Origin of the sequence: Streptomyces sp. adm13(2018) (assembly GCF_008042145.1) — a bacterium.
In the GTDB taxonomy this organism is placed as follows: Bacteria; Actinomycetota; Actinomycetes; order Streptomycetales; family Streptomycetaceae; genus Streptomyces.
Genome location: NZ_RDBH01000132.1, coordinates 4856 through 27166, shown reverse-complemented (window position 1 = coordinate 27166; position 22311 = coordinate 4856). Strand labels below are relative to the sequence as shown.

At 71.1% G+C, this 22311-nt stretch carries 19 protein-coding genes and 3 pseudogenes; 7 read left to right on the top strand and 15 right to left on the bottom strand.

What is annotated here, in order from left to right:
- Window positions 1-295, top strand: a pseudogene (locus EAO70_RS38145) (hypothetical protein); the annotation flags it as partial.
- 238 nt (window positions 296-533) lie between these two features.
- Here EAO70_RS38145 and EAO70_RS26300 read toward each other — a convergent pair.
- Both EAO70_RS26300 and EAO70_RS26295 read right to left on the bottom strand, forming a co-directional pair.
- Window positions 534-1265 (bottom strand): hypothetical protein, encoded by a 732-nt coding sequence (locus EAO70_RS26300; protein ID WP_148005391.1) that lies wholly within the window; start codon window positions 1263-1265, stop codon window positions 534-536.
- A 115-nt stretch (window positions 1266-1380) separates the two neighbouring features.
- Window positions 1381-2580 (bottom strand): glycosyltransferase, encoded by a 1200-nt coding sequence (locus EAO70_RS26295; protein ID WP_148005396.1) that lies wholly within the window; start codon window positions 2578-2580, stop codon window positions 1381-1383.
- A 495-nt stretch (window positions 2581-3075) separates the two neighbouring features.
- Here EAO70_RS26295 and EAO70_RS26290 point away from each other — a divergent pair, with 495 nt between their 5' ends.
- A complete protein-coding gene (locus EAO70_RS26290) occupies window positions 3076-3627 on the top strand; it encodes an EF-hand domain-containing protein (protein ID WP_148005390.1) in 552 nt (183 codons plus the stop codon).
- Window positions 3628-3886: 259 nt separating this feature from the next.
- On the opposite strand, the gene EAO70_RS26285 is transcribed toward EAO70_RS26290, so the two are convergent.
- Window positions 3887-4477 (bottom strand): CGNR zinc finger domain-containing protein, encoded by a 591-nt coding sequence (locus EAO70_RS26285; RefSeq protein ID WP_148005389.1) that lies wholly within the window; start codon window positions 4475-4477, stop codon window positions 3887-3889.
- 101 nt (window positions 4478-4578) lie between these two features.
- On the opposite strand from EAO70_RS26285, the gene EAO70_RS26280 reads away from it, so the two are divergent.
- Window positions 4579-5751, top strand: a complete 1173-nt coding sequence (locus EAO70_RS26280) for an epoxide hydrolase family protein (protein ID WP_148005388.1) — start codon at window positions 4579-4581, stop codon at window positions 5749-5751.
- Between the two features lie 290 nt (window positions 5752-6041).
- A complete protein-coding gene (locus EAO70_RS26275; protein ID WP_148005387.1) occupies window positions 6042-6707 on the top strand; it encodes a response regulator transcription factor in 666 nt (221 codons plus the stop codon).
- A gap of 19 nt (window positions 6708-6726) precedes the next feature.
- On the opposite strand, the gene EAO70_RS26270 is transcribed toward EAO70_RS26275, so the two are convergent.
- From EAO70_RS26270 to EAO70_RS26255, 4 genes are all read right to left on the bottom strand, one after another.
- Window positions 6727-8115 carry a sensor histidine kinase gene (locus EAO70_RS26270; protein ID WP_148005386.1) on the bottom strand — a complete coding sequence of 463 codons (1389 nt, stop codon included), beginning with the start codon at window positions 8113-8115 and terminating at the stop codon, window positions 6727-6729.
- Window positions 8108-9478: an ABC transporter permease gene (locus EAO70_RS26265; protein ID WP_148005385.1), complete on the bottom strand. Its 1371-nt coding sequence runs from the start codon at window positions 9476-9478 to the stop codon at window positions 8108-8110. The genes EAO70_RS26270 and EAO70_RS26265 overlap by 8 nt, the downstream gene beginning before the upstream one ends.
- Before the next feature lie 5 nt (window positions 9479-9483).
- Complete coding sequence (locus tag EAO70_RS26260; protein ID WP_148005384.1) at window positions 9484-10236, bottom strand: ABC transporter ATP-binding protein; 753 nt, start codon at window positions 10234-10236, stop codon at window positions 9484-9486.
- 548 nt (window positions 10237-10784) lie between these two features.
- Window positions 10785-12149 carry a DUF4157 domain-containing protein gene (locus EAO70_RS26255; protein WP_410091404.1) on the bottom strand — a complete coding sequence of 455 codons (1365 nt, stop codon included), beginning with the start codon at window positions 12147-12149 and terminating at the stop codon, window positions 10785-10787.
- A gap of 423 nt (window positions 12150-12572) precedes the next feature.
- Between EAO70_RS26255 and EAO70_RS26250 the strand changes: the two genes are divergently transcribed.
- Window positions 12573-13280 (top strand): hypothetical protein, encoded by a 708-nt coding sequence (locus EAO70_RS26250; protein WP_148005382.1) that lies wholly within the window; start codon window positions 12573-12575, stop codon window positions 13278-13280.
- 132 nt (window positions 13281-13412) lie between these two features.
- On the opposite strand, the pseudogene EAO70_RS39555 reads toward EAO70_RS26250, so the two are convergent.
- Window positions 13413-14177: pseudogene (locus tag EAO70_RS39555) on the bottom strand (DUF5954 family protein).
- A 316-nt stretch (window positions 14178-14493) separates the two neighbouring features.
- A complete protein-coding gene (locus tag EAO70_RS26240; RefSeq protein ID WP_187284044.1) occupies window positions 14494-14916 on the bottom strand; it encodes an RICIN domain-containing protein in 423 nt (140 codons plus the stop codon).
- A 613-nt stretch (window positions 14917-15529) separates the two neighbouring features.
- On the opposite strand from EAO70_RS26240, the gene EAO70_RS26235 reads away from it, so the two are divergent.
- Both EAO70_RS26235 and EAO70_RS26230 read left to right on the top strand, forming a co-directional pair.
- Window positions 15530-16318, top strand: a complete 789-nt coding sequence (locus EAO70_RS26235; protein ID WP_187284043.1) for a ribosome-inactivating family protein — start codon at window positions 15530-15532, stop codon at window positions 16316-16318.
- Between the two features lie 808 nt (window positions 16319-17126).
- Window positions 17127-17306 (top strand): hypothetical protein, encoded by a 180-nt coding sequence (locus tag EAO70_RS26230; protein WP_148005378.1) that lies wholly within the window; start codon window positions 17127-17129, stop codon window positions 17304-17306.
- Window positions 17307-17353: 47 nt separating this feature from the next.
- Here the strand turns inward: EAO70_RS26230 and EAO70_RS39550 are convergent.
- The 6 genes and pseudogenes from EAO70_RS39550 to EAO70_RS26200 form a co-directional block, all read right to left on the bottom strand.
- Window positions 17354-17446, bottom strand: a pseudogene (locus EAO70_RS39550) (extradiol dioxygenase); the annotation flags it as partial.
- A 102-nt stretch (window positions 17447-17548) separates the two neighbouring features.
- Complete coding sequence (locus EAO70_RS26220; protein ID WP_148005395.1) at window positions 17549-19390, bottom strand: N,N-dimethylformamidase beta subunit family domain-containing protein; 1842 nt, start codon at window positions 19388-19390, stop codon at window positions 17549-17551.
- Window positions 19391-19455: 65 nt separating this feature from the next.
- Window positions 19456-20850, bottom strand: a complete 1395-nt coding sequence (locus EAO70_RS26215; protein ID WP_261993060.1) for a condensation domain-containing protein — start codon at window positions 20848-20850, stop codon at window positions 19456-19458.
- 77 nt (window positions 20851-20927) lie between these two features.
- Window positions 20928-21269: an acyl carrier protein gene (locus tag EAO70_RS26210; protein ID WP_261993059.1), complete on the bottom strand. Its 342-nt coding sequence runs from the start codon at window positions 21267-21269 to the stop codon at window positions 20928-20930.
- Window positions 21266-21490, bottom strand: a complete 225-nt coding sequence (locus EAO70_RS26205; RefSeq protein WP_148005377.1) for an MbtH family protein — start codon at window positions 21488-21490, stop codon at window positions 21266-21268. The genes EAO70_RS26210 and EAO70_RS26205 overlap by 4 nt, the downstream gene beginning before the upstream one ends.
- A partial coding sequence (locus EAO70_RS26200; RefSeq protein ID WP_148005392.1) for a phosphopantetheine-binding protein occupies window positions 21487-22311 on the bottom strand: 825 nt, incomplete at its 5' end. The genes EAO70_RS26205 and EAO70_RS26200, both read right to left, overlap by 4 nt.

Here is a 22311-nt window from a genome sequence, read left to right as displayed (position 1 = left end):
GGCCGCGATGGCGCACCTGCGCCGGCACGCGCCCCGCCTCGGCCTGCCCGAGGCCGCGATGGCGCACCTGCGCCGGCACGCGCCCCGCCTCGGCCTGCCCGAGGCGCGGGCGTACGTGGCGGCGGTACGCGGCGGAGCGGAGCCCCCGGAGGAACTGGCCGCCCTCACCCGCTCGCGCCCGGCAACCCCCCTCCCGGCCATAGAGACGGTGGCGGGCCCGGCGGAGCCGGAATCGAGCGGGGAACGGCAGGTACGTCAGCACCGGCGTCCGGCCGACCGGCCCGAGCGAGGCTGACGTCCACGAGCACCGGCCCGCGCGCCGCCCGCGACGGCACCACAACCGACCCGCACCGCCCCCCCACCCCGTGGTCAAGGAGGTCACGACGGCCGTGCCGACGAGCCGGGCCGCCCGCACCGGCAGGCCGGTCGAGATCACCGAGCTGCGCACCCCGAGTTCCCGTACCTTCGCCCGCCCCGACCGACTGCTTGAGCGACGCCGGCACGAGACGTGTCCTCCCTGCAGCCGCCCCCGCTCAGCCGTCCGAACCGGTCTCCGGCATATCGTGTGCAGCGGCCATGGCTCTCCGTCTGACGTCGCCGAACAACTGCATCGTGGTGGCGGCCAAGACGTCGTCGCCGTCGATGGTGCGCCCGGTGCCCTTGCGGGTGGACAGGGCCAGGAGGGACTCCGGCACGGGCGGGCAGGGGTCGGCCTGTTCGCCCGGTGCCATCAGGGCGACGGTGCCGAATCTTTTGACCCCACCCTCCCGTACGACCATGGCAGCGTCCCGGGCGAGGTCCGTCAGGAACACGCTCGCGAGCCCGTCCAGATCACGCACCATCGCCGGGACGGCCGCCGTACCCCGGTCACGCAGCAGCCTCCGGATCCCGGCCTCGAACCTGTGGGCGCCGACCACGGCACTCTGCTTGCGTGCCCTGCTGCGCCTGGGAGCATGTACGAGGACGCCGTCGACGTCGTACAAGTCGCCGGTCAGCCCCTTGAACGTAGGACTGTGGTGGTACCAATCGCCTCCCACCTCCAGTTCGACGTCCCGTTCGATGGCTCTCACCAGGTCCTTGGGAAGCAGCTTCCTCCGGGCATCCTCCTGCGCCGCCCGCAGCGCGCCGTCAATGATGCCCGTCAGTACGGTTCTCGTCACCGACGCGGCGGCCCGAGCCCCCGACCGCGAGACGTGCAGCGGGGTGACGTCTCTGAACACCGCCTTCACGAGAGAAGGCTTGAACGAGTCGACAATCAGGCCCACGGCGGACGCGGAGGCAGTGCGCTCAGGATCTGCATGCCCGCATCCTGCCAGGGCCGGGTCGGACCGCCTGCACCGGAGACGATCTTCAGAACGCGGTGGCGGACGTGCCCGGCGGTCAGAGCCGTGCCAGCGCGGCGAGCACCGGCGCGACCCCGTCCTCCTCGGCCAGGCGGTCGGCCAGCGCGCGGGCACGCGCCCGGTGGGATTCGTCCCTCGTCGCCCGGCGCAGGGCCTCGGCCAGGACACCGGAGTCGAGGCGCCGCAGCGGCACCACCCCGGGTGCGGTGCCCAGCACGGTCAGCCGCGACGCCCAGAACGCCGCGTCGAACTGGACCGGCACCGGAACGGCGGGGACCCCTGCCCGCAGGACGGCGCCGGTCGTGCCCGCACCCGCGTGGTGGACGACGGCGGCCGTCCGGGGGAACAGCAGGGAGTGCGGTACGTCGTCGACGACCAGGATGTCGTCACCCCGGGCGTTCAGCCCCGCCCAGCCCCGCTGGACGATCCCGCGCACCTTCGCCGCGCGCAGCGCGTCGACGATCTCGCGGCTCACCCGCTCCGGATCGGGGACGGTGGCACTGCCCAGACCCACGAAGACCGGCGGGGGCCCGGCGGCGAGGAAGTCCTCCACCTCCCGGGACAGACGCCCGGCGTCGTGCGGCCACCAGTACCCGGACAGGTCGAGCCCGGCGGGCCAGTCCCGGGGCCGGGGAACGACGAGTTCGCTGTAGCCGTGCAGCACCGGCCAGGCCCGCCGTCGGGAACGGCCCGGCGTCACGAGCCCGTGCCGCCGCAGCGACCGTACGGCGTCCGAGAACAGCAGCTCCACCGACGTCATGACGACCCGTCCGCTCAGCCGGTTCCCCACGGCCCCCAGGGATCGCGTCCCCAGCACCGGTGCGGGAAACTCCGCGGTCGGATGCAGCGGCTGGAGGTGCAGCCCCAGGGCGGGGACAGAGAGCCCCTCGGCGAGGGCATAGCCGAGCGGCCCCAGCGACCCGCCGACCAGCAGGACGTCACCGTCCCGCGCCACCTGCACCAGGGCCGCCGTCATCTCGTCGACCGCGCCCCGGGCCATGGACACCAGGCGCACGAGTTTTCCCGCACCCGTCCTCGCGTCGTGCAGGCGTCGGCCCCGGGCGGAGTGCAGCTCGGCGCGAGGGTCCACCGGCAGCGGACGGAACCGCACTCCGGACCCCGCCACCAGGGGCTCGAACACCCCGTGCGTGGCCAGCGTCACCTCATGCCCGGCCCGTACGAGACCGGCACCCAGACCCGTGTACGGCGCGACGTCGCCCCGCGATCCCGCCGTCATCATCACGATGCGCACGCCGCCAGTGTGCCCCACCCGGCCACGGCCCATGCGGATGCCACTCGCACCGGTCCGGACCGCGGCCGGTCGTCCCGCGACCTCCCCCGGGGGAGGTCGCGCCGGAGAGCCGCGCCGGATGCGACAAGGCCCCCCCGGGCGAGGCCCGGGGGGCGGATGGCCGGTCCGAGGTGGATCAGGACAGCGCGTACGTCGTCATCTGGTGGATGACGTTGCTCAGGGACAGGACTCCGCGTTTGGCCCCTCCAGCCACCCGAGCACCCGCGCCACGACCACTCGCCGGCCGGTGGCCTCCACGGCGGAGCGGAGCGCGCTGGCGCGCCATCCCTCGCTGCCGCCACCTGTCCGCCTGCGCCGACCGGGCGGGCATGAAACCGGCGCACGGAGGCGTGTTGTGGCAGCGCGGTGATCTTGTGCGCCGTTGGGGCGCGGGCCGAAGTGGGCAGTGTGCTGGCAGCACTGTCGATCGGGAGGTCTGCCGTGGCCAGCGGGTTTCAGCGGGTGAAGGTCCAGGCAATGTTCGACGCGTTCGACGCGGACGGGAACGGCTATCTGGAGGGATCGGACTTCGAGGCGCTCGCGGGACGGTGGGAACGACTTCCGCGGGTGGCCGGCGAGCCGGAACTCGCGGCGCGTGTACACACCGTGCTCATGGGCTGGTGGGAGCTCCTGTCCACGAGCGGCGGCGACGGCCGTGTGGAACGGATCGGGATGGCCGAGTTGATGGCGATGGTGGACCGCCTTCCGTCGATGCCGCAGGCGGTCACGGCCACTGCGGACACCATCTTCGACGCGGTCGACGAGAACGGGGACGGCCGGATCTCCCGAGGCGAGCACGAGCAGTTGATCAGCACCTGGCACGGCCGGTCCATCCCGACGGGGGACGTCTTCCACCGGCTCGACCAGGACGGCGACGGCTACCTCAGCAGGCCCGAGTTCGCCGCCTTGTGGACACAGTTCTGGATCAGTGACGATCCGGAAGAACCCGGAAACCTCATGTGCGGGCCCGTGAACGGCACACCGGCGGGCTGAGGGCAGCGGGAAGCGTTGGACGCGCTCAGTGGCGGCCGCCGGCACGTCGTACGGCCAGGGCGAGGCCACCGGCGATCTGTTCGCGTCCGCGAATCGTGTCGCGGCGTCCCGCACGTCAGCCTCGGCGTCCACCGCCGGGTTGTCGAAGGCATGACTGCCTGGCTGCTCGGTTGCCGGCGTCGGCGTCGGCGTCGGCGTGTAAGCAGGGAGCGACGTGACGACATCCACGAAGCCTTCCCCTGCCTCGCGGCCCGTCTCATCACCCGGTGACACGTCCAACGCCTCTGTCAGGGTCTCTCAGCCTGTTGGCGTTGAAGCGCGCCTTCTTCATCCGATTGCCGCAGGTATTCATCTCACACCATCTGCGGGTACGGCTTCGGCTGGTATCGAAGAAGGCTGCCTGACAGGTCGGTGATGCGCACAGGGCCAGACTCCCGTCGCGTTCACCCGAGACGATGTCGATGGCGTCAGCTGCGATCACCCCGAGGGCGTCCTCGAGGCGGGAGCCCGGGTTGAGCTGCCAGCGCCGCTTGCCGTCGGAGGTCAGGACGGCTGCAGCGCGGCCTCGTTCACTGCAGCCGTTGATGATCTGGACGGCGGACGCGGGGAGTGTCTCCTGGAGCGCGGCCGCTGTCGCGGCGGCGTGGATCGATTCCCTCAGCTCCCGGGCCAGGGCGAGTTGGGCGGGGCTGACTGTGTCCACGGCAAGGCCGCTCACCGCCAGCCAGTCGAGGAGGCGATGCGGCACGGGGATGTGCTCGACAGGGTCGCCACGGCGCTCCGTCAGAGTCGCGGTGAAGCTCGTCGCGAGCACCTTGCCGAGGCGGAAGGGGGGGAACTCAGCACGCATGGAACCACCTTAGGTGGTTGCGGGGACCGGGACGGAGTTGTTAGAACCGTCTTAGCCGGTTCTGCGACAGAGCTGGTTCCATCACGGTCACAGGAGGGTCCATGAACCGCCCCGACAGCGACGTGCAGACCTTTGAAGCCCACGCCGACGAGGCCGACCTCGATGATCTGCGCGCGCGGCTGTCCGCGGCGCGGCTGCCGGAGGCCGAGACGGTCCGAGGCGCCACGCCCGGCGCCGGCCGCTGGGCCCAGGGTGTCCCCCTCGCGGACCTCGTCGATCTTGTGGACTACTGGCGCACCGACTACGACTGGCGGGCGTTCGAAGCACGTCTCCATCGCCTGGGTCAGTTCCGTACAACCATTGACGGACTGGGCATCCATTTCCTCCACTGCCGATCGGTGCGCGCGGACGCTACGCCGCTCCTCCTGACGCACGGGTGGCCGGGCAGCATTGCCGAGTTCGTCGATGTCGTGGACGAGCTGGTCGATCCGAAGGACGACGACGCGCCGGCGTTCCACATCGTGGTGCCGTCCCTGCCCGGCTTCGGCTACAGCGACAAGCCGGCCACCACCGGGTGGGGCACAGAAAGGATCGCTGCCGCCTGGGTTCAGCTGATGGAACGGCTCGGGTACGACCGGTTCGCCGCCCATGGCGGCGACTGGGGCGGCAACATCACCACGGTTCTCGCGGGCCGGTTCCCGGAGCACGTCCTCGGCATCCACACTCTGTTCGCGGAGGCGCCTGCGGGGCTGACGACGAAGGGACTGTCGGCGGCCGAGCGCGAGTGGGCCGAGGAGACCCGTGACTTCTGGCAGCACCGAGCGGCGTACGCGAAGCAGCAGGCGTCCCGGCCGCAGACCATCGGCTATTCGCTCGTCGACTCCCCCGTCGGACTCCTTGCCTGGATCCTCGACAAGTTCGCCGAGTGGTCGGACACCGAGGACAGTCCGTTCGAGTCGATCTCCAGGGACCGCATCCTCGACGACGTCACCCTGTACTGGCTGACGCGGACCGGCGCGTCAGCAGCCCGCATCTACTACGAGAGCCACAATTCACTGGACCCCGAGCTGCGGGTCGACGTCCCGGCAGCGATCACCATGTATCCCCGCGACATCGAGAAGACCCCTCGCCCCTGGGCACAGGAGCGCTACAGGCGGATCGTCCGGTGGAACTCACCCGAATCCGGCGGTCACTTCCCGTCGCTGGAAGTCCCCGCCTACTTCGTCAAGGATCTTCAAGAGGGTCTCGCGGCGGTACTGGCCGCCGCCCGCTGACCGCCTCCTATTGCCTTCTCGGTGGCCCCGCAACGGGGCTACTGGCTTCCGGGAACAGGTGCGCGGTGGGGGCGGCCGGGATCGAGGCGGAGGACTACGACCGTCCCTGCCCAGCCCACGTGGACCTGATTGGCTTCAACAAGCGCGAGGGGCACAGGGGGGAGGGCACATGGCGGCTGCTGGGCACCAACCGGTGAAGAAGGTTCTCGAAGCGCGACGGGACCCGTTCCGGTGCTGGGCCGGTGCCTGCCCGTCGCTGTGCTGTGAGGCGGGCGCCGGATACTGGGGTGGTGATCGACAAAGAGTTGCGTGTGGTGCTGGCCGAGGACTCGGTCATTCTGCGTGAGGGCATGGTCGAGTTGCTCGGGGCTCGTGGGTGCGAGGTGGTGGCCACGGCCGGGACCGGTCCCGAGCTGCTGGACGCCGTGGCCGTACACCGGCCGGACGTGGCGGTGGTGGATGTCCGCATGCCGCCCACCCATACCGATGAGGGCATCCGTGCCGCTCTTGAGATCCGTGCGCGGACCCCTGGGACCGGCATCCTGGTCTTCTCCCAGCACGTTGAGCACGCCTGGGCGTCCAGGCTGCTCGCGGGGGGTGCGGCGGGCATCGGGTACCTGCTCAAGGAGCGGGTCGCCCGCACCTCGGAGTTCGTGGACGCGTTGCACCGGGTCGCCGGCGGGGGTACCGCCCTCGATCCGGAGGTGGTCACCCAGTTGATGCGTGGTGGGCGGCTTGGCCGGGTGGATGCGTTGACGCCACGTGAGCGCCAGGTGCTGGAGCTGATGGCGCAGGGCCACTCGAACCGTTCCGTGGCCGCACTCCTCGTCGTGTCCGAGCGGGCGGTGGAGAAGCACGTGGCCGCGGTCTTCACCAAGTTCGACCTGCCCTCGACGGGGAGCGAGAACCGGCGGGTCAAGGCGGTCCTGGCCTACCTGTCCGAAATGGCGGGATGAGCCAGGAGGGTCCAGGACGTCACGGGTGCGTCGGCAGTTCGGCAGTGATGGTGGTGGGCCCGCCGGGCGGGCTGTCGATCCGTAGGGAGCCGTCGACCGCGGCGAGACGCTCGGCCAGCCCCGCCAGGCCGGTGCCGCCGCCGGTTGCGCCCCCGGTGCCGGATACCGCGCCGCCGCAGCCGTCGTCGCGCACGGTCAGGCGCACACGTCCGCCGACGGTGGCCGTCGCCGTGAGCTCGGCCGAGCGGGCACCGCTGTGCTTGGCGATGTTGGCCAGCAGCTCGGCGGCGCAGAAGTACAGGGCCTGTTCGACCACGGGGTGGGGACGTGGTGACAGGTCCAGCCGCATGGTGACAGGGACGGGGCAGACGGCGGCGAGGCCCGGCAGGGCCCGGTCCAGGCCGTGGTCCAGGGCCACCGGGTGCAGGCCCTGGGTGAGTCGGCGCAGTTCGGTGATCGTCTCATCGGTCTGGCCGCGGGCCCGACCCACCAGGGTGCGCAGCCGTTCGTGGTCCGGGGCGGCGGGTTCGAGGGCGTCGTCGGCCAGGGACAGGGTGATGGCCAGGGCGACGAGCCGCGCCTGGGTACCGTCGTGGAGATCGCGCTCCAGGCGGCGGAGCCGGTCGGTGTTCTCCATGAGCAGGACGGCGCGGGCGGCCTCCAGTTCCCGGACGCGCCTGTGGGCCCGGGCGGGGCTGAGCAGCTGGCGCGCGAGGTGGCGCTCTGCCCGGCTCAGCACTCGGACAGCACCGGGCACCGCGGACAGCAGCACCACTCCCAGCACCACACAGCTGGGATCCAGCCAGCTGACCGGCTGCGGGCCCGGCTCCAGCAGACGTTTCCAGAGCGGGAAACCGGCCAGCCAGCCGCAGCCGAGGGGAAGGAGTACGGCGCCGGCGAAGCCGAGTACGCCGAGCGGCAACCGGAGCACCAGGTAGAGGAGTGTCCGCCACGCGACCGGGTCGGCCAGCATGGCACGACCGCGGGCAAGCACACCGCCAGGGCGGGCGGCCCCGGCCGGGGCCTGGACGTAGGCGCCCAGGAACCGGTCCAGGAACCACCGGTGGAGTGTGCCCCAGCCGCGTGCGCCCCGCAGCGCGAGGGCCACGAACGGCAGGCCGAGCACGGTGAGCGAGAGCAGTGCGCCCGCGTACACGACGGCGAGCGCGTACACCCCGCCGAGCAGCGCGAGCGGCAGGCCGACGACGGCGAAGGCCCATTCCCCGGCCCGGACGGAGAGGTACCCGCGCGGCGCGGCACCCGCACCGGCCGGCCCGCCGCAGGACCCCGGGTCCGAGCCGCTCTCCCTTCCGGTCCCGGCCGCTGTCCCCGTACCCGTTGCCGTCCCCGCCCCGGTACCCGTCGTCGCGCGCCGCGACGGCGCCGGGCTGCCGGCGCGGTCAGTCACGGCCGCCGCCCACCAGCTCCGCCGCCCGGCCGCGGACCGCCCACACCCCCGTGGCCAGGATGCTCGGAACGGTCAGCAGTACCGCGCCAGCGACGATCCACCAGCATTCGGCCGCCGGCACCTGCGGCAGCGCCGAACCGGTCACCGCCCTGCTGAAAGCCGCCGAGGCCGCGCCCGCCACCACCGCGCCGAGCAGCACCCCGACCGCCGCGGTCAGTCCCGCCTCAGCGCTCAGCATGCGCAGCAGCTGCGCCCGCGTCGCGCCGAGGAGCCGCAGCAGTGCGAACTCGCGGCGCCGGTCGGCGGTCACGGCGACCAGGGTGTTGATCGTGGACACCGCAGCGAAGCAGGTCAGCAGGGCCAGCTCCGCCTGGCGCAGCCAGACGTCCGTGGCTGAGGCGACCCCGGTTCCCGTGTGACCGGCGGCATGCGCGGCGGTGCTCGTCATGACGATCATGGTCCCAGAGAGCCCCACGAGCAGCGCCACGGGGACCACGGCGGAGGACAACCGCCGCGCGTAGCCCCGCAGGTTGGCATCGGCGAGCCAGCCCGCACCGGGCACCACGGCCCGTAGCGGCCCTCCCAGCGCGGCCGCCACGGCGCGCGCGGCCAGCGGCCCGGCAAGGCCCACCGCAATGAGGAGGACCAGCGAGGCGAGCAGTGCGGCCTGCCCCGCCTTGTCCACCTGCTCCGGCGGCCGCGTCGCGGCCAGCCGCAACAGCAGGACACCCCCGGTCAGCGCCACGGCACCGGCCAGCAGACGCGCGACACCCGTACGGGCATGCTCGGTCGAACTCGCGGTCAACGCCGCCGCCGGCGCGATCCGCGACACACGCCGAGCCGCGACGGCCGAGGCCGCCAGGCCGACGGCGAGTACGACCACCACCGCGACCAGAGCCGGCAGGGGCGTCCCCGGCACGCGCAGGCCTGGCGCCGCCATCCCCTGCCGCTGCAAGGCGGCGAGGGCGAGCCGACCCCCCACCGCACCGGCGGCCCACCCCGGCAGAGCCACCAGCAGCGTGGTCGCCACCACCTGGCCGCGTACCAGCCTCCGCGCCTGGCGCGGGGTCGCGGCGACGGTCCTCAGCAGGGCCAGCTCACGGGATTGCTGGCGAATCGCGAAGCCCAACGCGTTCACCACCACGAAGAACGCGACCAGGACCGAGATCTCACCGAAGGCCCCGGCGATCACCACCACTCCCGGCCCCGCCGCCTGCTCGCGCACAGCGGTGGAGGCCGTCACCTCCGCCGCGAACAGCCCGCCGAAGAGCGTCACGGTGGCGATGGCCAGGAACAGCGCGACCGCCAGGCCGACGAAGGAGGCCGGGCGCCGGCGCATCTGCCCGAGGGCGATCACAGTCATCTGTCTCACCCGCCCAGCCGGCTCAGGCACTCGCTGATCCTGGCCGCGCTCGGCCGCCGCATCTCCTCCACGAGCAGACCGTCGGCGAGCAGCAGCACCCGGTCCGCGTACGCGGCGGCGACCGGATCGTGCGTCACCATCACGCAGGTACCGCCATCACGGTCCACCCCCTCGCGCAGCAGGGCGAGGACCTCGTGTCCGGTGGCCCGGTCCAGCGCGCCCGTCGGCTCGTCGGCGAACAGCACCCGGGGCCGGGCGACCAGAGCCCGCGCGATCGCCACCCGCTGCTGCTGCCCGCCTGACAGCTGACCGGGCCGGTGCCCCGCACGCCCCGCCAGCCCCACCCGCTCCAATGCCTCCAGCACCCGGCCCCGATCGGGTCGCTCACCGGCCAGCCGTCCGGGCAGCTCGACGTTCTGTGCCACCGTCATCGCGGGCATCAGGTTGAAGGCCTGGAACACGAACCCGACCCGGCTGCGCCTCAGCACGGCCAGCCGCCGCTCCGGGAGCCGCGACACCTCCGTACCGTCCCACCAGACCGAGCCCCGCGTGGGCCGGTCCATCCCCGCGAGACAGTGCAGCAGCGTGGTCTTGCCCGACCCCGATGGCCCCATCACCGCCGTGAACGTCCCGGACACCATGTCCACCGACACTCCGCGCAACGCCCGTACCACGGCGCCCCCGCGCCCGTACTCACGGTGCACGTCCTGCGCCCGGGCGGCGGCCACCGCCCCGATCTCCGTCATCGTCTCAGCCATGCCTCCATCCTGGGAGGCCGCCGCCCGGAGATCGATCGTGCCCGCACCCGTCCCGATGGTTCGGAAAAACCGAACCCCACCCCGGACCGGACGGATGCCTGACGCCGGTCTCAACGACCGCCATGCCCACAGATGCTTCCCGGGAGCCCACGGCGACGCACGGTCTGGGCGGCGGCGAGGAGACGGGCTGCGTGTGCGGGCGGGAAGGCGAGGATACGGTGGCGCAGCCGGCGTCGTCAGTGGCGCCGGGAGCGGCGGTGAACCATGACTGGGCAGAGGCACCCACCACATGGCCGGCCGTCACGGCAGCAGACTCACAGACCCGGCACGGCCGGACGGCCCTGACAGCCTTCCTGCGCCGCGAACGGCGGCCTCGGGGCCGTACTACGCGATCGGTCGCAGTTGTCGGGTGGGTTTGCAGAGCCCTCTGCTCGGCGCATCGGAGGAGTCTTAGGGTTCGGCACACAGCATCGCCTGCCACGACCGTCCAGGGGACGGAGGCGCACGTCACGGTAGGGCTTCACAGGCGGGTTCGCGCGTCGCCTGACCTAGGCGACGTTCGGGTTGACCGGCTGTTCTGAGCCCGCCGCCACTCGGCGGCCCTTGCCGCGCTTGACGATGACCACTGTCCTCATGGTGACCCCCGCGTAGTTCGGGGTGTAGTACGCGCCCGTCCAGTAGTCGTGGAAGGAGGCCACCGTGCCGATCGTGTACGTCATCGGGTTCGCTGCCGTCTGGCCGCTTCCGGCGAAGGCCTCCATCGTGACCGTGTCCTGGCCGTCCATGCCCACCACCGCTGCGGCGTGGTACTGCGACATGATCTGCTCCCCGGGGTCCATGGCGAGCATCAGGTAGGACTGTCCCACCACCGGGCTGGCGTCGCGGTCCGTCGCGCCCTGGAAGTCGCCCGCGCGTTCGCGGTTCTGCTCGTCCGACATGCCGAAGGCCTTGAGCCCGGCGCTCGTACGGACGTTGCTGTTCGCGCCGTCGGCAAGCTCTCCGACGGCGTTGTGCATGATCTCCTCCGCCGTGTGGAGGCAGTCGTCCAGGATGTTCCGCGCCAGTTCGTGCTCCTGGTACAGCTCCGTGCCGCCGAAGAGAGCCTGCTGCGCCGTGCTCGTCGGGCGCAGGGCCGGGGAGTAGGACCCCGCGGGCGCGTTGACGCGGATCCAGATCGACGTGGCGTCGTCGCTCGGGACGGCGAAGACGCCGTTCGCGGAGACCGTCATGTTCTGCTGGTTCGGGCCGGCCTGTGCCACCCAGCGCTGGACCGACTTCTGGGCGGCCCCCTGCCCTGCCCGGCTCGCCTCCTGTGCGTGCTGCTCGGTCCTCGGCGCCGCCCCGCTCATGGCACGGCGCGCGTTGCTCTCCGCCTCCCGCTCGAAGCGGTCGGAGGGGTCGGAGACCCGCAGGCCCGCTCCGTTGTCCGTACCCGCCACGGGGCCCTGACGCTGCTGGATCACGTGGGTGAGTTCGTGGGCGAGCGTGAGCTTGTCGCCCCCGCCCTTCCCGATCACCACGTGGTTCCCACTGGTGTACGCCCGAGCGCCCACCTCGGCCGCCGACGCCTTCGCCGCGCTGTCGTCGTGGATGCGGACGTCGGAGAAGTCGGCGCCCAGCCGGCTCTCCATGTCCGCGCGCGTGCTGCCGTCCAGCGGCCTGCCGCCGCCCCGCACGACGTCGTGGACGGCCGAGCGCTGGACCGGCGCCCCCTCCGCCTCGTGGCCGCACCCCGCGCCGTGCCGGTGCGACTGCTGCTTCAGACGCTGGACGACCACCGCGTTCCCCGCCGCGGCCTGTAGCCCCAGGAGCCCGGAGGCCTGTGCGGGTGGTGCGGTGACCGGCCTGCGGACCGCCGCCCGGACATCCTCGGTGGCGTTCGCCCCGACCTTCGCGTGGTTCTGCACTGGCACTTCCTTCGTCGGAGAACCGGAGCCGTACGTGATGCCCGTGTGCGGCACACGTCTCGCGTACGTCCTTGTCCTGGATACGCCGACCGACCCCGCGGACGCCAGGTACCTGAGGGCAGACTTGACCGGCCGTCAGGGCAGTCTCAGCCCCTCGGAAGCACTCGCTCGGGTGCACCTGAACACCACGATGGAAGACGGGCGCGGAGTGGGCGTGAGCCGGGCGGCCGCGCGCAAAGGCGCCCCGAGTTTCGCCCTGACGACCGCTGTGGAGGGCGCCGGCGACCGGCGGTGATGGCGGGTGCTTGTGGAGAACCCTTTCCCCGATATGACTGATCCACCCATGCGGGTGGACCGACGGCCGGATCGCGACGAGTGGTGGGGCAAGCCTCGGTAGACAGAAGTGTCAATCCCCCAACCATTCGACTGATGGGTCGTCACGCCATGTTGAAGGTCGCCCTCCGGCTCCTCGCCACCACGTTCCTCCTCTCCGCCGCCATGGCGCCCCCGGCCATGGCGGCGCCCTCGGCGGAGGACGAGACGACCGCCCCCTGCGGGCCCGTCATCGACTACCGGGCGGCGGACTGGTGGCGCACCACGACGGACACGCGGATCGCCCGGACCGTCGCGGCCGGCGCGTCCTCCGAGCGCTGGCAGTGGCGCGAGGACGTCAACACGCTGTGGCGGGGTGACACCCGGGAGAGCGTCGAGGAGATCTTCCGCACCGGATTCACTCCGCGCGGCAACGAGCTCATTCCTCTGGCGGAGTACATCGTCAAGGGCGGCGGCCAGCTCAGTGCCCACCTCAGCACGAGCTGCGACGAGTCCGTGGCCAAGCGGTTCGCCACGTACGGGACGACGCAGACCGGCTGGGTGTACGAGATCTACGCGCCCGGCGGCATCGACGTCAACGCGACAGCCCGCGTGAACAACTACCAGTCCCCGTACCTGTGGAACAAGGAGATCGACTTCCCCGGCGGTATCCAGGGCCACTTCATCAAGGGCGCGTGCAAGTACCGCCTGACGGGCACCGACCCCGTCACCAACGACAAGACCTGGGAGGGTCTCGGCTGCAAGGACAACGCCGGCTTCGCACCCTACAAGACCGATCTGGCCCGGTACGCTCTCGCGCACTGAAACGCGGCGCGCGCCGTCCACGGCCCGGAGCTCTCTGCACCGGCTTCGGGCAAGACGATCAGCCCACTTCAGCGGGGTTGAGGCCTCGGGCCACTCCGGAGTGTCGTAGTGGACGGGGCCGTCCTCGTCGAGTCACGGGTTCAGGGCTTCGGGGGTGTGGGTGTTGATGTCGGACGGACTTGAGCCTTCGGGTCCGTCCGGGCACCAGCGCAGCAGGCGGCGGGAGCACGCGATCCGGTAGAGGGTGCCGGCGTTGAACCTGGTTGACGTGGTCGGGGCGGAATAGACCGGCGGCCTCGACGAGGGGGCGAGTTCCGGCGTCGGCAGGTCGGTACGCGCTAGCGATGTGCGGACGTCGGTGTCCATCGCGGCGTCGTACGGGATCAGGCCCTGGTGGCGCGGCTTCCGCCAGGTTGGTGTGAAGTCCAGCGTTCGCCGGGCGTCGTGGGCGGTGGTCAGCAGGCCGCTGGCCGGCGTCTATGCCGCATCAATGCCGGACCGATCGACGACGAGGTATGCCGTGGGCGGGAGCAGGACGTCGGGGTGGGTTTCCACTGCCTGCGCCGAGTCGGCCGAGACGGGTTCGGGAAAGCGGGTCCCGGCGTAGGCCAGGGAGCGCAGAGACAGCCGCTCGGCGGCATGGCTGGGGGACGGCGGTGGTGCTCCGGGGTCCGGGACGAGACCGTCGTCGCTCCTCGGGCCGTGGGTGCCGGCGCCGCGGTTCCATGTCGGCGGTGCTTCGTCGAGTAGGACGGCTCGTTCTCGGCGATCCGGTCGATGAAGATCAGGCTGCCGTCGACGGCAGCCGAGCCGTCTCCACGACGAGTTCAGTTCACGCCTTCGGGCGTGGATCAGCCAGAAAACATACTCGACCAGCTCAAACGGGACGTTGAGCACGCAAGGCCAAGGAACCCCAGGGCCCCCGGGTTGTCGGCAGTGTCGAGTGGAGTCAACACCGCCGACGTCCAGGGGCTCTGCCACGTCACCACCCCAGCTGACCAGGGAACAGGGCCCTTCAGAGGCACACCGGTAAGGCTCACTGCCGACTTACAGACGACGACGGCAGCGAACACCACGTCATCTCGGCATCACTCGCATGCGCGACCTGACCCTCACCGGACGGGCCGGCGGAGGGAAACTCAACCGACCTCGCCCTGACTCCGACCGGTCAAGGGAATCCCCGGATCAGAAGGCACCCCTGGCGGAGTCCTCCCTACCACAGCCACCACTGCTGGTAGGGATTATCCGACGGCACGTTCTTCGGATTGAGATAGACATTGCCTTTCGCGTCCGAATCAAGGGCCAAGCCATTGGTGGCGATCAAGTTATACCTTTGACTTCCAAGATACTCCTCACGCCAATCCGCATCGACACTGTTGCAGGATCCCGTGACGACACCTTTAGACCCGCTGCGCTGGAGGCAGCGTTGGGTCTGCACGTTCTCGATCTTGAAGGTTCCGTAGTTCGTCCATTGGAATATCCACTGCTGGTAGGGATTGCCGTGATCGCCGGCGCAACCCTTCGTGTAGGCGTTGCCGTTGTAGTCGGAATCCAGGCACAGGCCGGTACGGATGTTCTTGAGCTGTTGCCCGATGGCCATGGTGCCTGCTTCGGCAGCGCTCGCGTTGCCGGTCATGCCAACCAGTAGCGCGACGCTTGCTCCAACTGCTGCGGTCAGGGTGGCGACAGTTCTTCTTGTCCTCATAAGGAATCCCCTCGGCTGTGACGGTCGGGTACCGATCTTCAGTACCGGCACGGCCCGCTCAGACGGATACGTAACCTGAACGGAACCATTCTCAGAGCCAGTGTCGTTACCCTCGCTAACGTTCCACTAACGTTCCACAACTGCCGCTCGGCGGCGATACTACAGACTCCTCCAGAATCCGAAGTAGGCGCTTTGGGAGCTCTCTGGAGGACCACATTCTGGTAGTCGCGACCCTCCTGCCGACGCACGCACGTGCCCCTGTCACAGGCGCCTCGCTGCTCGATGTCGAACTTCCGCTATACGCAGGGACGTTAGTAGGGAGTTGGTGAAGCGTTAGCGGCTGGGGCCAGCATTGGCCTCTCCATCGGTCCGGCCGTCTGGATCTCTGTGATGCAGGCCGGCTTCAAGGAGAGAGACAGAGTTGAACCTGTTATCCATGAGAAGGTGGCGAGCGGCCCTTCCCATCATTGCCGCCTTGCTCGGCTTGGCTCAGCTAACCGTTGCCTCGCCGGCCCAAGCGAACACGTCCCAGATATGGACTGTCATGGATTGGGACATCACTAGCCTTCAGCAGGGAGGAGGGCCTCTGGCCGCCCAGCGATACGACGACATGCTGGGAGAACTCAGGAGGCATGTGGACTCCAGGCCCGGCAATGCCCAAGGAGGACAGCTCGCCCAGACGGAGGCGCGAACGGGGCGGTATATTGAGATCCGAGTCTTCGACAGTGGCGAGCATTTCCTCAGCCTGTTCTACCGAACAGACAATCTCTACCTGGATGGCTTCAGCGTCCTAGGCGCCAACTACCGGTTCAGCAACGCCCAGGCTGCGCTGGTTCAGAATTTCCATGGCAATGGGAATATCTTCACCAGCATTTACGGCGGGCACTACGGAAACGGCGGCCTGGATGCCAACGGTCGCCGAGGAGATACCTCGTTCGACGCGCGAAACCTGCGCAATCAGTTCGTGGCGCTGCGGGGGTTCACCTATGGCACCCGCAACAACTACACTCTGCACCTCGCGAACATCGTGCAGGCCACTTCCGAGGCGGCCCGTTTCGGGTGGATCAGGAATCGCATCTCGAACACCATCCGGAACGGCGGCGAACACGACGGGTTCGGCTGGCAGACGACCCTAGGACCGTTCGGAATGGACCTGGAAACCAACTGGTCGCCCCTGAGCCGGCTGGCCTTCCAGACACGAAACGGCGGCACCGGAACTCCGGTAACCGTTCATGGACAGCGCTACGAGAATCTGACGGACATGATGCATGGGGATCCCCCAGCACGTCCGGCCCTCTCGTACCTGCTGGGACTCGGCAGTCAGGCACTCTAAGGCTCGCAGCAGAAGAACATGCGGTCTCCGTCAGGCGTCAACATCAGCACGGTACCGGCTTCGGCCCGACAGCGTGATCTTTGAATCAGTGGTCATGCCCGAGCGCTGCATCTGGCAGGAAAGCACACGGAGCAACGGAGCTGAACGAACGCCGTGTCAGGGCGGAAAGGGAAATCACCCCGGACTCTGTTGCCGGGCCGTCCGGGTCAGGCTCACTGGACGTCGACCTGTCGGCCCGGTGCCTGCACGTGACGGGTCAGGCGGCCCGGCGTACTGCTGCCAGAGCGCAGCTGGGCGCCGGGCCTCACCCGTGTACGCCATATCGGCACGCGCCACGGGGACCCTCCTGACAGGCCGGGCCTCCGGGGGTACGGGGATGCGCTCCGTTTGACTGCGCTGCGGCGTGCCTGTCGGCAGCGCGCACCTGGACGACGGGCACCATCGGAGACCAGTGGTGCTCCGGACACACGGGCCACTCCGGGCATCCACGATGTCGTGCGGGCCGGTGAGGCATGGGGGGCGGGAAAGCGTCTCACCGAGTTGACCGGACTGCTGCCGTTCCTGCAGTTCGGTGAGCTTGCCCGCCGTCGCAGGTGCTGCGGAGTGAGCCGGCGGGAGTGACCGTGGTCGCCCACCGCTTCTCGTCGAGTCAGAGTTGCCGTCTCTCGTGTTCTTGCACGTGTTGAGAGCCCGCGAGTGCGGTGCGCGCGCACAGCCGCGAGAGTGGGGTCACCGTGAGAGCTTGGTGACTGTCCAGGTCGCGGCAGACGCATGAGCCCGGTCTTCGGGGCTCGCTAAGGAGACCGTTGTGGAGAAGTTCGAGGTGGGCGACATCGTACGGGTCACCGGTGCCGTCATGACGGGCAACGTCGGCACCGTGGTGCACGTCGATCGCAAACGGGAGCAGTACCTCGTCCGGGTCACCGACGTGACGCAGAACTACTTCGCCCAGGACGACCTCGAACTCTTCTCCTCGACAGGTGATTGACCCCTACCGCAGGTGGCCTACTGGAGCGCATGCCCGCCGCGACAGCCTCACCTCGCCGGGATCGGCTGGGTGAGGTTGACCGGGTTGCCGTCGGGGTCCTGGATGTGGGCGACGCGCTGCCCCCACGGCATGTCCTTGGGGCAGAGAACTCATCGCCGTCCGGCAGGCGCGGATCATGGTGGTGATCGGTGAACCCAACGACGATGCGGGCGCGCCCCGCCACGATGGAATGTGCTCCCGCCTCACCCTCCCGGGTGGCTGATCAACCGGTCGTCCTCCGTCACCGCCAGCAGGCGACCCGCGTATGCCGTCAGTGCTCTGACCGGTGGGAAGGCGGTCGGGGTCGTCCATGGTGCGAACGGCGTTTCGGTGAGGACGGGTGGGCGGGTGAGGAGACCGTCGGGGGACACGGCGTGGAGGCGGGCCCCGAGAACGGTCAGTGCGGAGGCCTTGCCGGCCGGGCCCAGGAGCCGCCATGGCGCGTTGAAGTCGCCTGCCGGGCGTTGATGCAGGCCGTTGTCGTGCGGTGTCACCGCGAACAGGCTGTTGTCGCACATGGCCAGGGCCGTCGTTCCGGCCGGGGCCCGACCCGCCGGGAGCCACGGAGCGGGCCCCGGCACCGCGGCCCGGTACACCAGCCGGTCCCGATCGGTCACGGCCAGCAGGGCCAGTGGCATGGGGTGGGAGGCTTCCCGTGGCGCGGTCAGGCAGCGCAGTTCGGGCGCCGGGACGCTGTCGGCCGGCGGGCATGCGGTCCATGGGAGGTTCTGCTCGGACAGCTCGCGGTGCAGCAGTGTCCGGCCGTCGTCGGCGACGGCGAACAGCAGTCCCTCGCACGCGGCGAGTGCTCGCAGACCGGGTGCCGGGCCGATCGTGTGCCAGCGCGGGACCGGGACGGCCCCCGAGAACCGGTCGAGGACGTTGCGGGTGATCCGGTCGACCACCGGATCGTGCAGCGCACGGCCCCAGTTGATGGTGGCGGCGTTGAAGACGGTCCCGGCTCCCAGGCGGAAGACGCCCATGGTGGCCCAGCCGCCCTGGCCGTAGGTCCGCCAGTGCCGTAGGTCCGCGGTGGCGAGGACGGCGAACGACCGGGGCGTTCCGTCGCGGCCCGTGGCGCGTGGTACCCCGGCCGACCAGTCGAGCTCCGCCGCGTCCGTCTCGTAGCCCATCGCCCCGCGGGCGAAGGCGTCTCCGTCACGCAGGCCGGTGCCCTCGAAGACCCAGTGGTCGGCGAAGCGCACGGTGTACGTTTCGCCGCCGATGAGGTCCATGCCGTCGCCCCACGCGCCGGCTCCCTGCCGGAAGCTGACGCCGGTCATCGTGTTCTCCGGCCGGTCGACCGGTGAACTGGACCATTCGACGGTCGACCGCGCCGGGTCCACGGCGGAGACCGGGTCTGTCGCGGCGTCGCGGTGGCAGACCATCGTGCGGCCGTCGTCCTCCAGCCGGATCTGCCACCAGGCGGTGTTCCCGGCGAAGAAGGCGAGGTTCCCGCCGCGCCGTACGAACCCCTCGACGGCGTCGCGCATCTCTGCCGTCCAGTACTCGTCGTGCCCGTTCACCACCAGCAGCCGGTACGGGGCGAGGAGGCCTGCGCCGTCATGCAGGTCGAAGCCGGAGCAGTACTCGACGGGGCGGCCGGTCCGGTGGAGCCAGCGCAGGAGCGGTTCCTCCCATCGCTCCGGCGGCGGCCCGCCGCCGGGTGCGGTGAGGGGCACCCGCGCGGCGCGCGTGGGTTGCTCCGCGTAGTAGATGCTCCGGTCGGGCTCGCCGGCCCGGTGGTAGGCGCGCCACGTCGGGAAGGGGACGGAGACGAGCACGGCGGAGGAGCCGGCCGGTCGCGCCGCCCTCACCACGAACCACACCTCGTGCTCGGCGTCCCGTTCCGGCGCGGGCGTTTCGGGACGCGCGTCGTGGAAGGACGCGCGGTACAGCGAACTCGACCAGGTGCTCGGCACGTCGAGCGTCCATCCCGCCCCGGCGACGTCCGACTCGGCCACCACCCGCTCCGCCACCACGTCCGTGACGACCACCCGGCCCGCGAACGGGCCGCCGTCGCCCGCCGCCACCTGGAACCGCATCTGCCCGCCCTGCACGCAGGACGTGGTGTCGGAGTGCGCGAGCGGCCGGGGCACCCGCCCGCCGCTCACCGGTCGGTCTCCGGTCCCGCGAGCAGTTCCGCCAGCCGGGAGAGCGGTGGTGGGGAGCCGACGGCGGACGCGACCACGATCTCCTCGATGCCTCGCAGGTGGGCGTGGATCGTTCTCGGCGGCAGATAGGCGGTGTCGGCGGTGAGCGTGACGGTCAGCGCGGCGGCATCGCCGGTCAGGTGGAGGCAGTACCGGCAGGCCACCCGTTCCTGCGTCGCCGGAAAGTCCAGGACGGTGCGGCGGCGCAGTTCGTGGAGTTCCCGGGTGCCGGGTGCCGGGCCGGTCGCCGCGGCCCGGTCCACCAGGCGCATGTCGTTGAAGCAGCAGTACGGATGGACCTCGGTACCCCGCTCGCGGGTCATCCGCTCCAGCAGTGCGTCCCAGCCGGCCGGGTCGTAGGCGGCGGCCCGGTAGCCGGCCAGCGCGGCGGGCCACGCTCCGGCCAGCAGGTCGGTGAAGACCGCTCCCCCGGTCCGGTCCTCGGGCAGTTCCAGGACGAACAGCGCGTCCTGGGACAGCGTGCTGACCAGGGACCTGAGCCCGGCCGCGGCCCGGTTGCCCGCGATCGGCATGACCGCGGCCGTTCGGTGTCCCTGTCCGGCCGCCACCAGGGCCGCTGCGGCGGTCAGCAGAACCGTCGAGCCGCTCACTCCGTGGGCGGCCGCCACCGTGTCCACCGCGCGCGGCAGGACCGTCGAGACCAGCCGGCCCGTCCAGAACCGTGGCCGCAGGGGCTCCGCCACCCGCTCCGCGAACATCGTCGGCGGCGCCAGAGACAGCCCGCGCTCCCAGTGCGCCAGTGCCGCCTCGCTCGCCCGGCGCCCTGCCGGCCCGTGCTGGTGCCGGGCGAGGTCCAGCGGGGTCTGCGGACAGGGCGGACCGGCCGATCCGCGCCGCACCAGCAGTCGCAGATCCCGTACGAGGATCTCGGCGGCGTGTCCGTCGGCAGCGAGGTGGCACAGGGCGAGCACCACATGGGTGATCCGCCCGTCGCTGCGGACCGCGCCCAGCCGCACCGGCCATTCCTCCGCGTACGCGAACCGGTGTCCGGACAGCTCCGCCAGCAGCGTCGCGGCGGTCTCCCCGCCCCGGCCCGGATCGGGCTCGTTCCGCACGAGGAGCTCCGCTCGCCCTCGCGCGTGGAGTCGCTGCACCGGCCGGCCCACCTCGGCCACCACCCGGGTGCGCAGCGCCTCGTGGCGCTCCAGCAGCGCGGAGAGCGCCGTGCGGAGGTGGACGGTGTCCACCGGAGCGCCCCGGTCGGCGAGGGGCAGGATCCGGCCGAGGTTGAAGTAGTGGTCGTTGGGAGCGGTCCGGCCGATCGCGTGCCAGATGGCGCGCTGTCCCCAGGTGAGCGGTGCCGCTCCCGGCCGTCCGGCTGCGAAGGGCACCCCCAGTACCTCGTCTCCGGGGCCGGTTGCTCTGGGCGCGGCCTGGGGGGCGGGGGGCGCGTCCGTGTCGGCGGGGCTCACGGCGTGGCCTCCGCGCCGAGCCGGACCAGCCGGTGTGTGAAGCCGCGCAGCCCCTCGGTGTGCAGGGCCCGGTCGCCCAGGTCCAGGAAGACGCCGTAGGACTCCTCCACAGCGTCGGCCAGGCGCAGCAGGGAGAGGGAGCTGACGCCGAGGGCGGTCAGTGGCTCCGTGGAGTCGAGCAGCTCCCGCACTCCGATCAGACCGTCGGTGGATCGTGACACGAGCGCGGCCACCTGTCGGCGCAGTGCCTCCGTATCGTCGTGCGGGGTCGCCGGGGGCACTCCGTGGGGAGGTGGCGTGTCGGGTGGCAGGGCCTTGGCGTCCTCCGTCGCGCTCACCGGGTCTCCTGCGTGCCGGCGGAGCGGTGGTCGGCCAGCCGGCGGCGCAGGCTGAGCGGGCGGATGTCGGGCCAGACGCGGTCGACGTGGGCGACGCACTCCTCCTCGGTCCCCTCGAAGCCCTCGGACATCCAGCCCTCGGGCAGGGGGACGCCCTCCGGCCACAGGGCGTGCTGTTCCTCGTCGTTGACGACGACGGCGTAGCGGATCGGGTTGCTCACGGCTGCTCCTCGCGCAGGGCACGGACGGCATCGGCCACGTCGCGTGCGGTGGGTGTGTCGAAGAAGACGTCCAGCGGGACGACGGTTCCCAGGCGGTCGTGGATCCGGGCGGCGATGGCCGTCACGGTCAGGGAGTGGCCGCCGAGATCGAAGAGGTCCTCGTCCGGGGTGAGGTCCTCGAGTTCCAGTACTTCGCGCCAGATGGCGAGTACGGCTGCGCCGACCGGGTCGAGTTCCTCGTCCGGAGGCAGGGCTGCCGGTTCGGTGCGGGCGGGCTCCGGCGCGGGCAGGGCGGCGCGGTCCACCTTCCCGTTGGGGGTCAAGGGGAAGGAGTCCAGGACGACGTACGCCCCCGGGAGTACGGCTGCGGGGAGAGTGGCGGCGAGGAGGGCGTGCAGCGCTTCGGGAGAGGGGGCAGCGCCCGACGGGACGACGTAGGCGATGAGGCGGCGGTCGCCCTCCGGCCCGCGCACGGCGGCTGCCGCCTGGGCGACCGCAGGATGCCGGACCAGGCGGGCCTCGATCTCGCCCAGCTCGATCCGGTGGCCCCGCAGCTTCACCTGGCTGTCCGAGCGGCCGAGGAACTCCAGGGCTCCGCCGGGGCTGCGCCGGACCAGGTCGCCGGTCCGGTACACGCGGCTGCCGGCAGGCCCGTGCGGATCGGGCAGGAAGCGGGAGGCGGTGAGGCCCGGACGCCCCAGATAGCCGTGCGCGACACCCGCACCGCCCACGTACAGCTCGCCGGTGACCCCGTACGGCACGGGTTCGGCGTCGGGGCCGAGGACGTACAGGCGGGTGTTGGCCAGGGGAGAGCCGAGGTC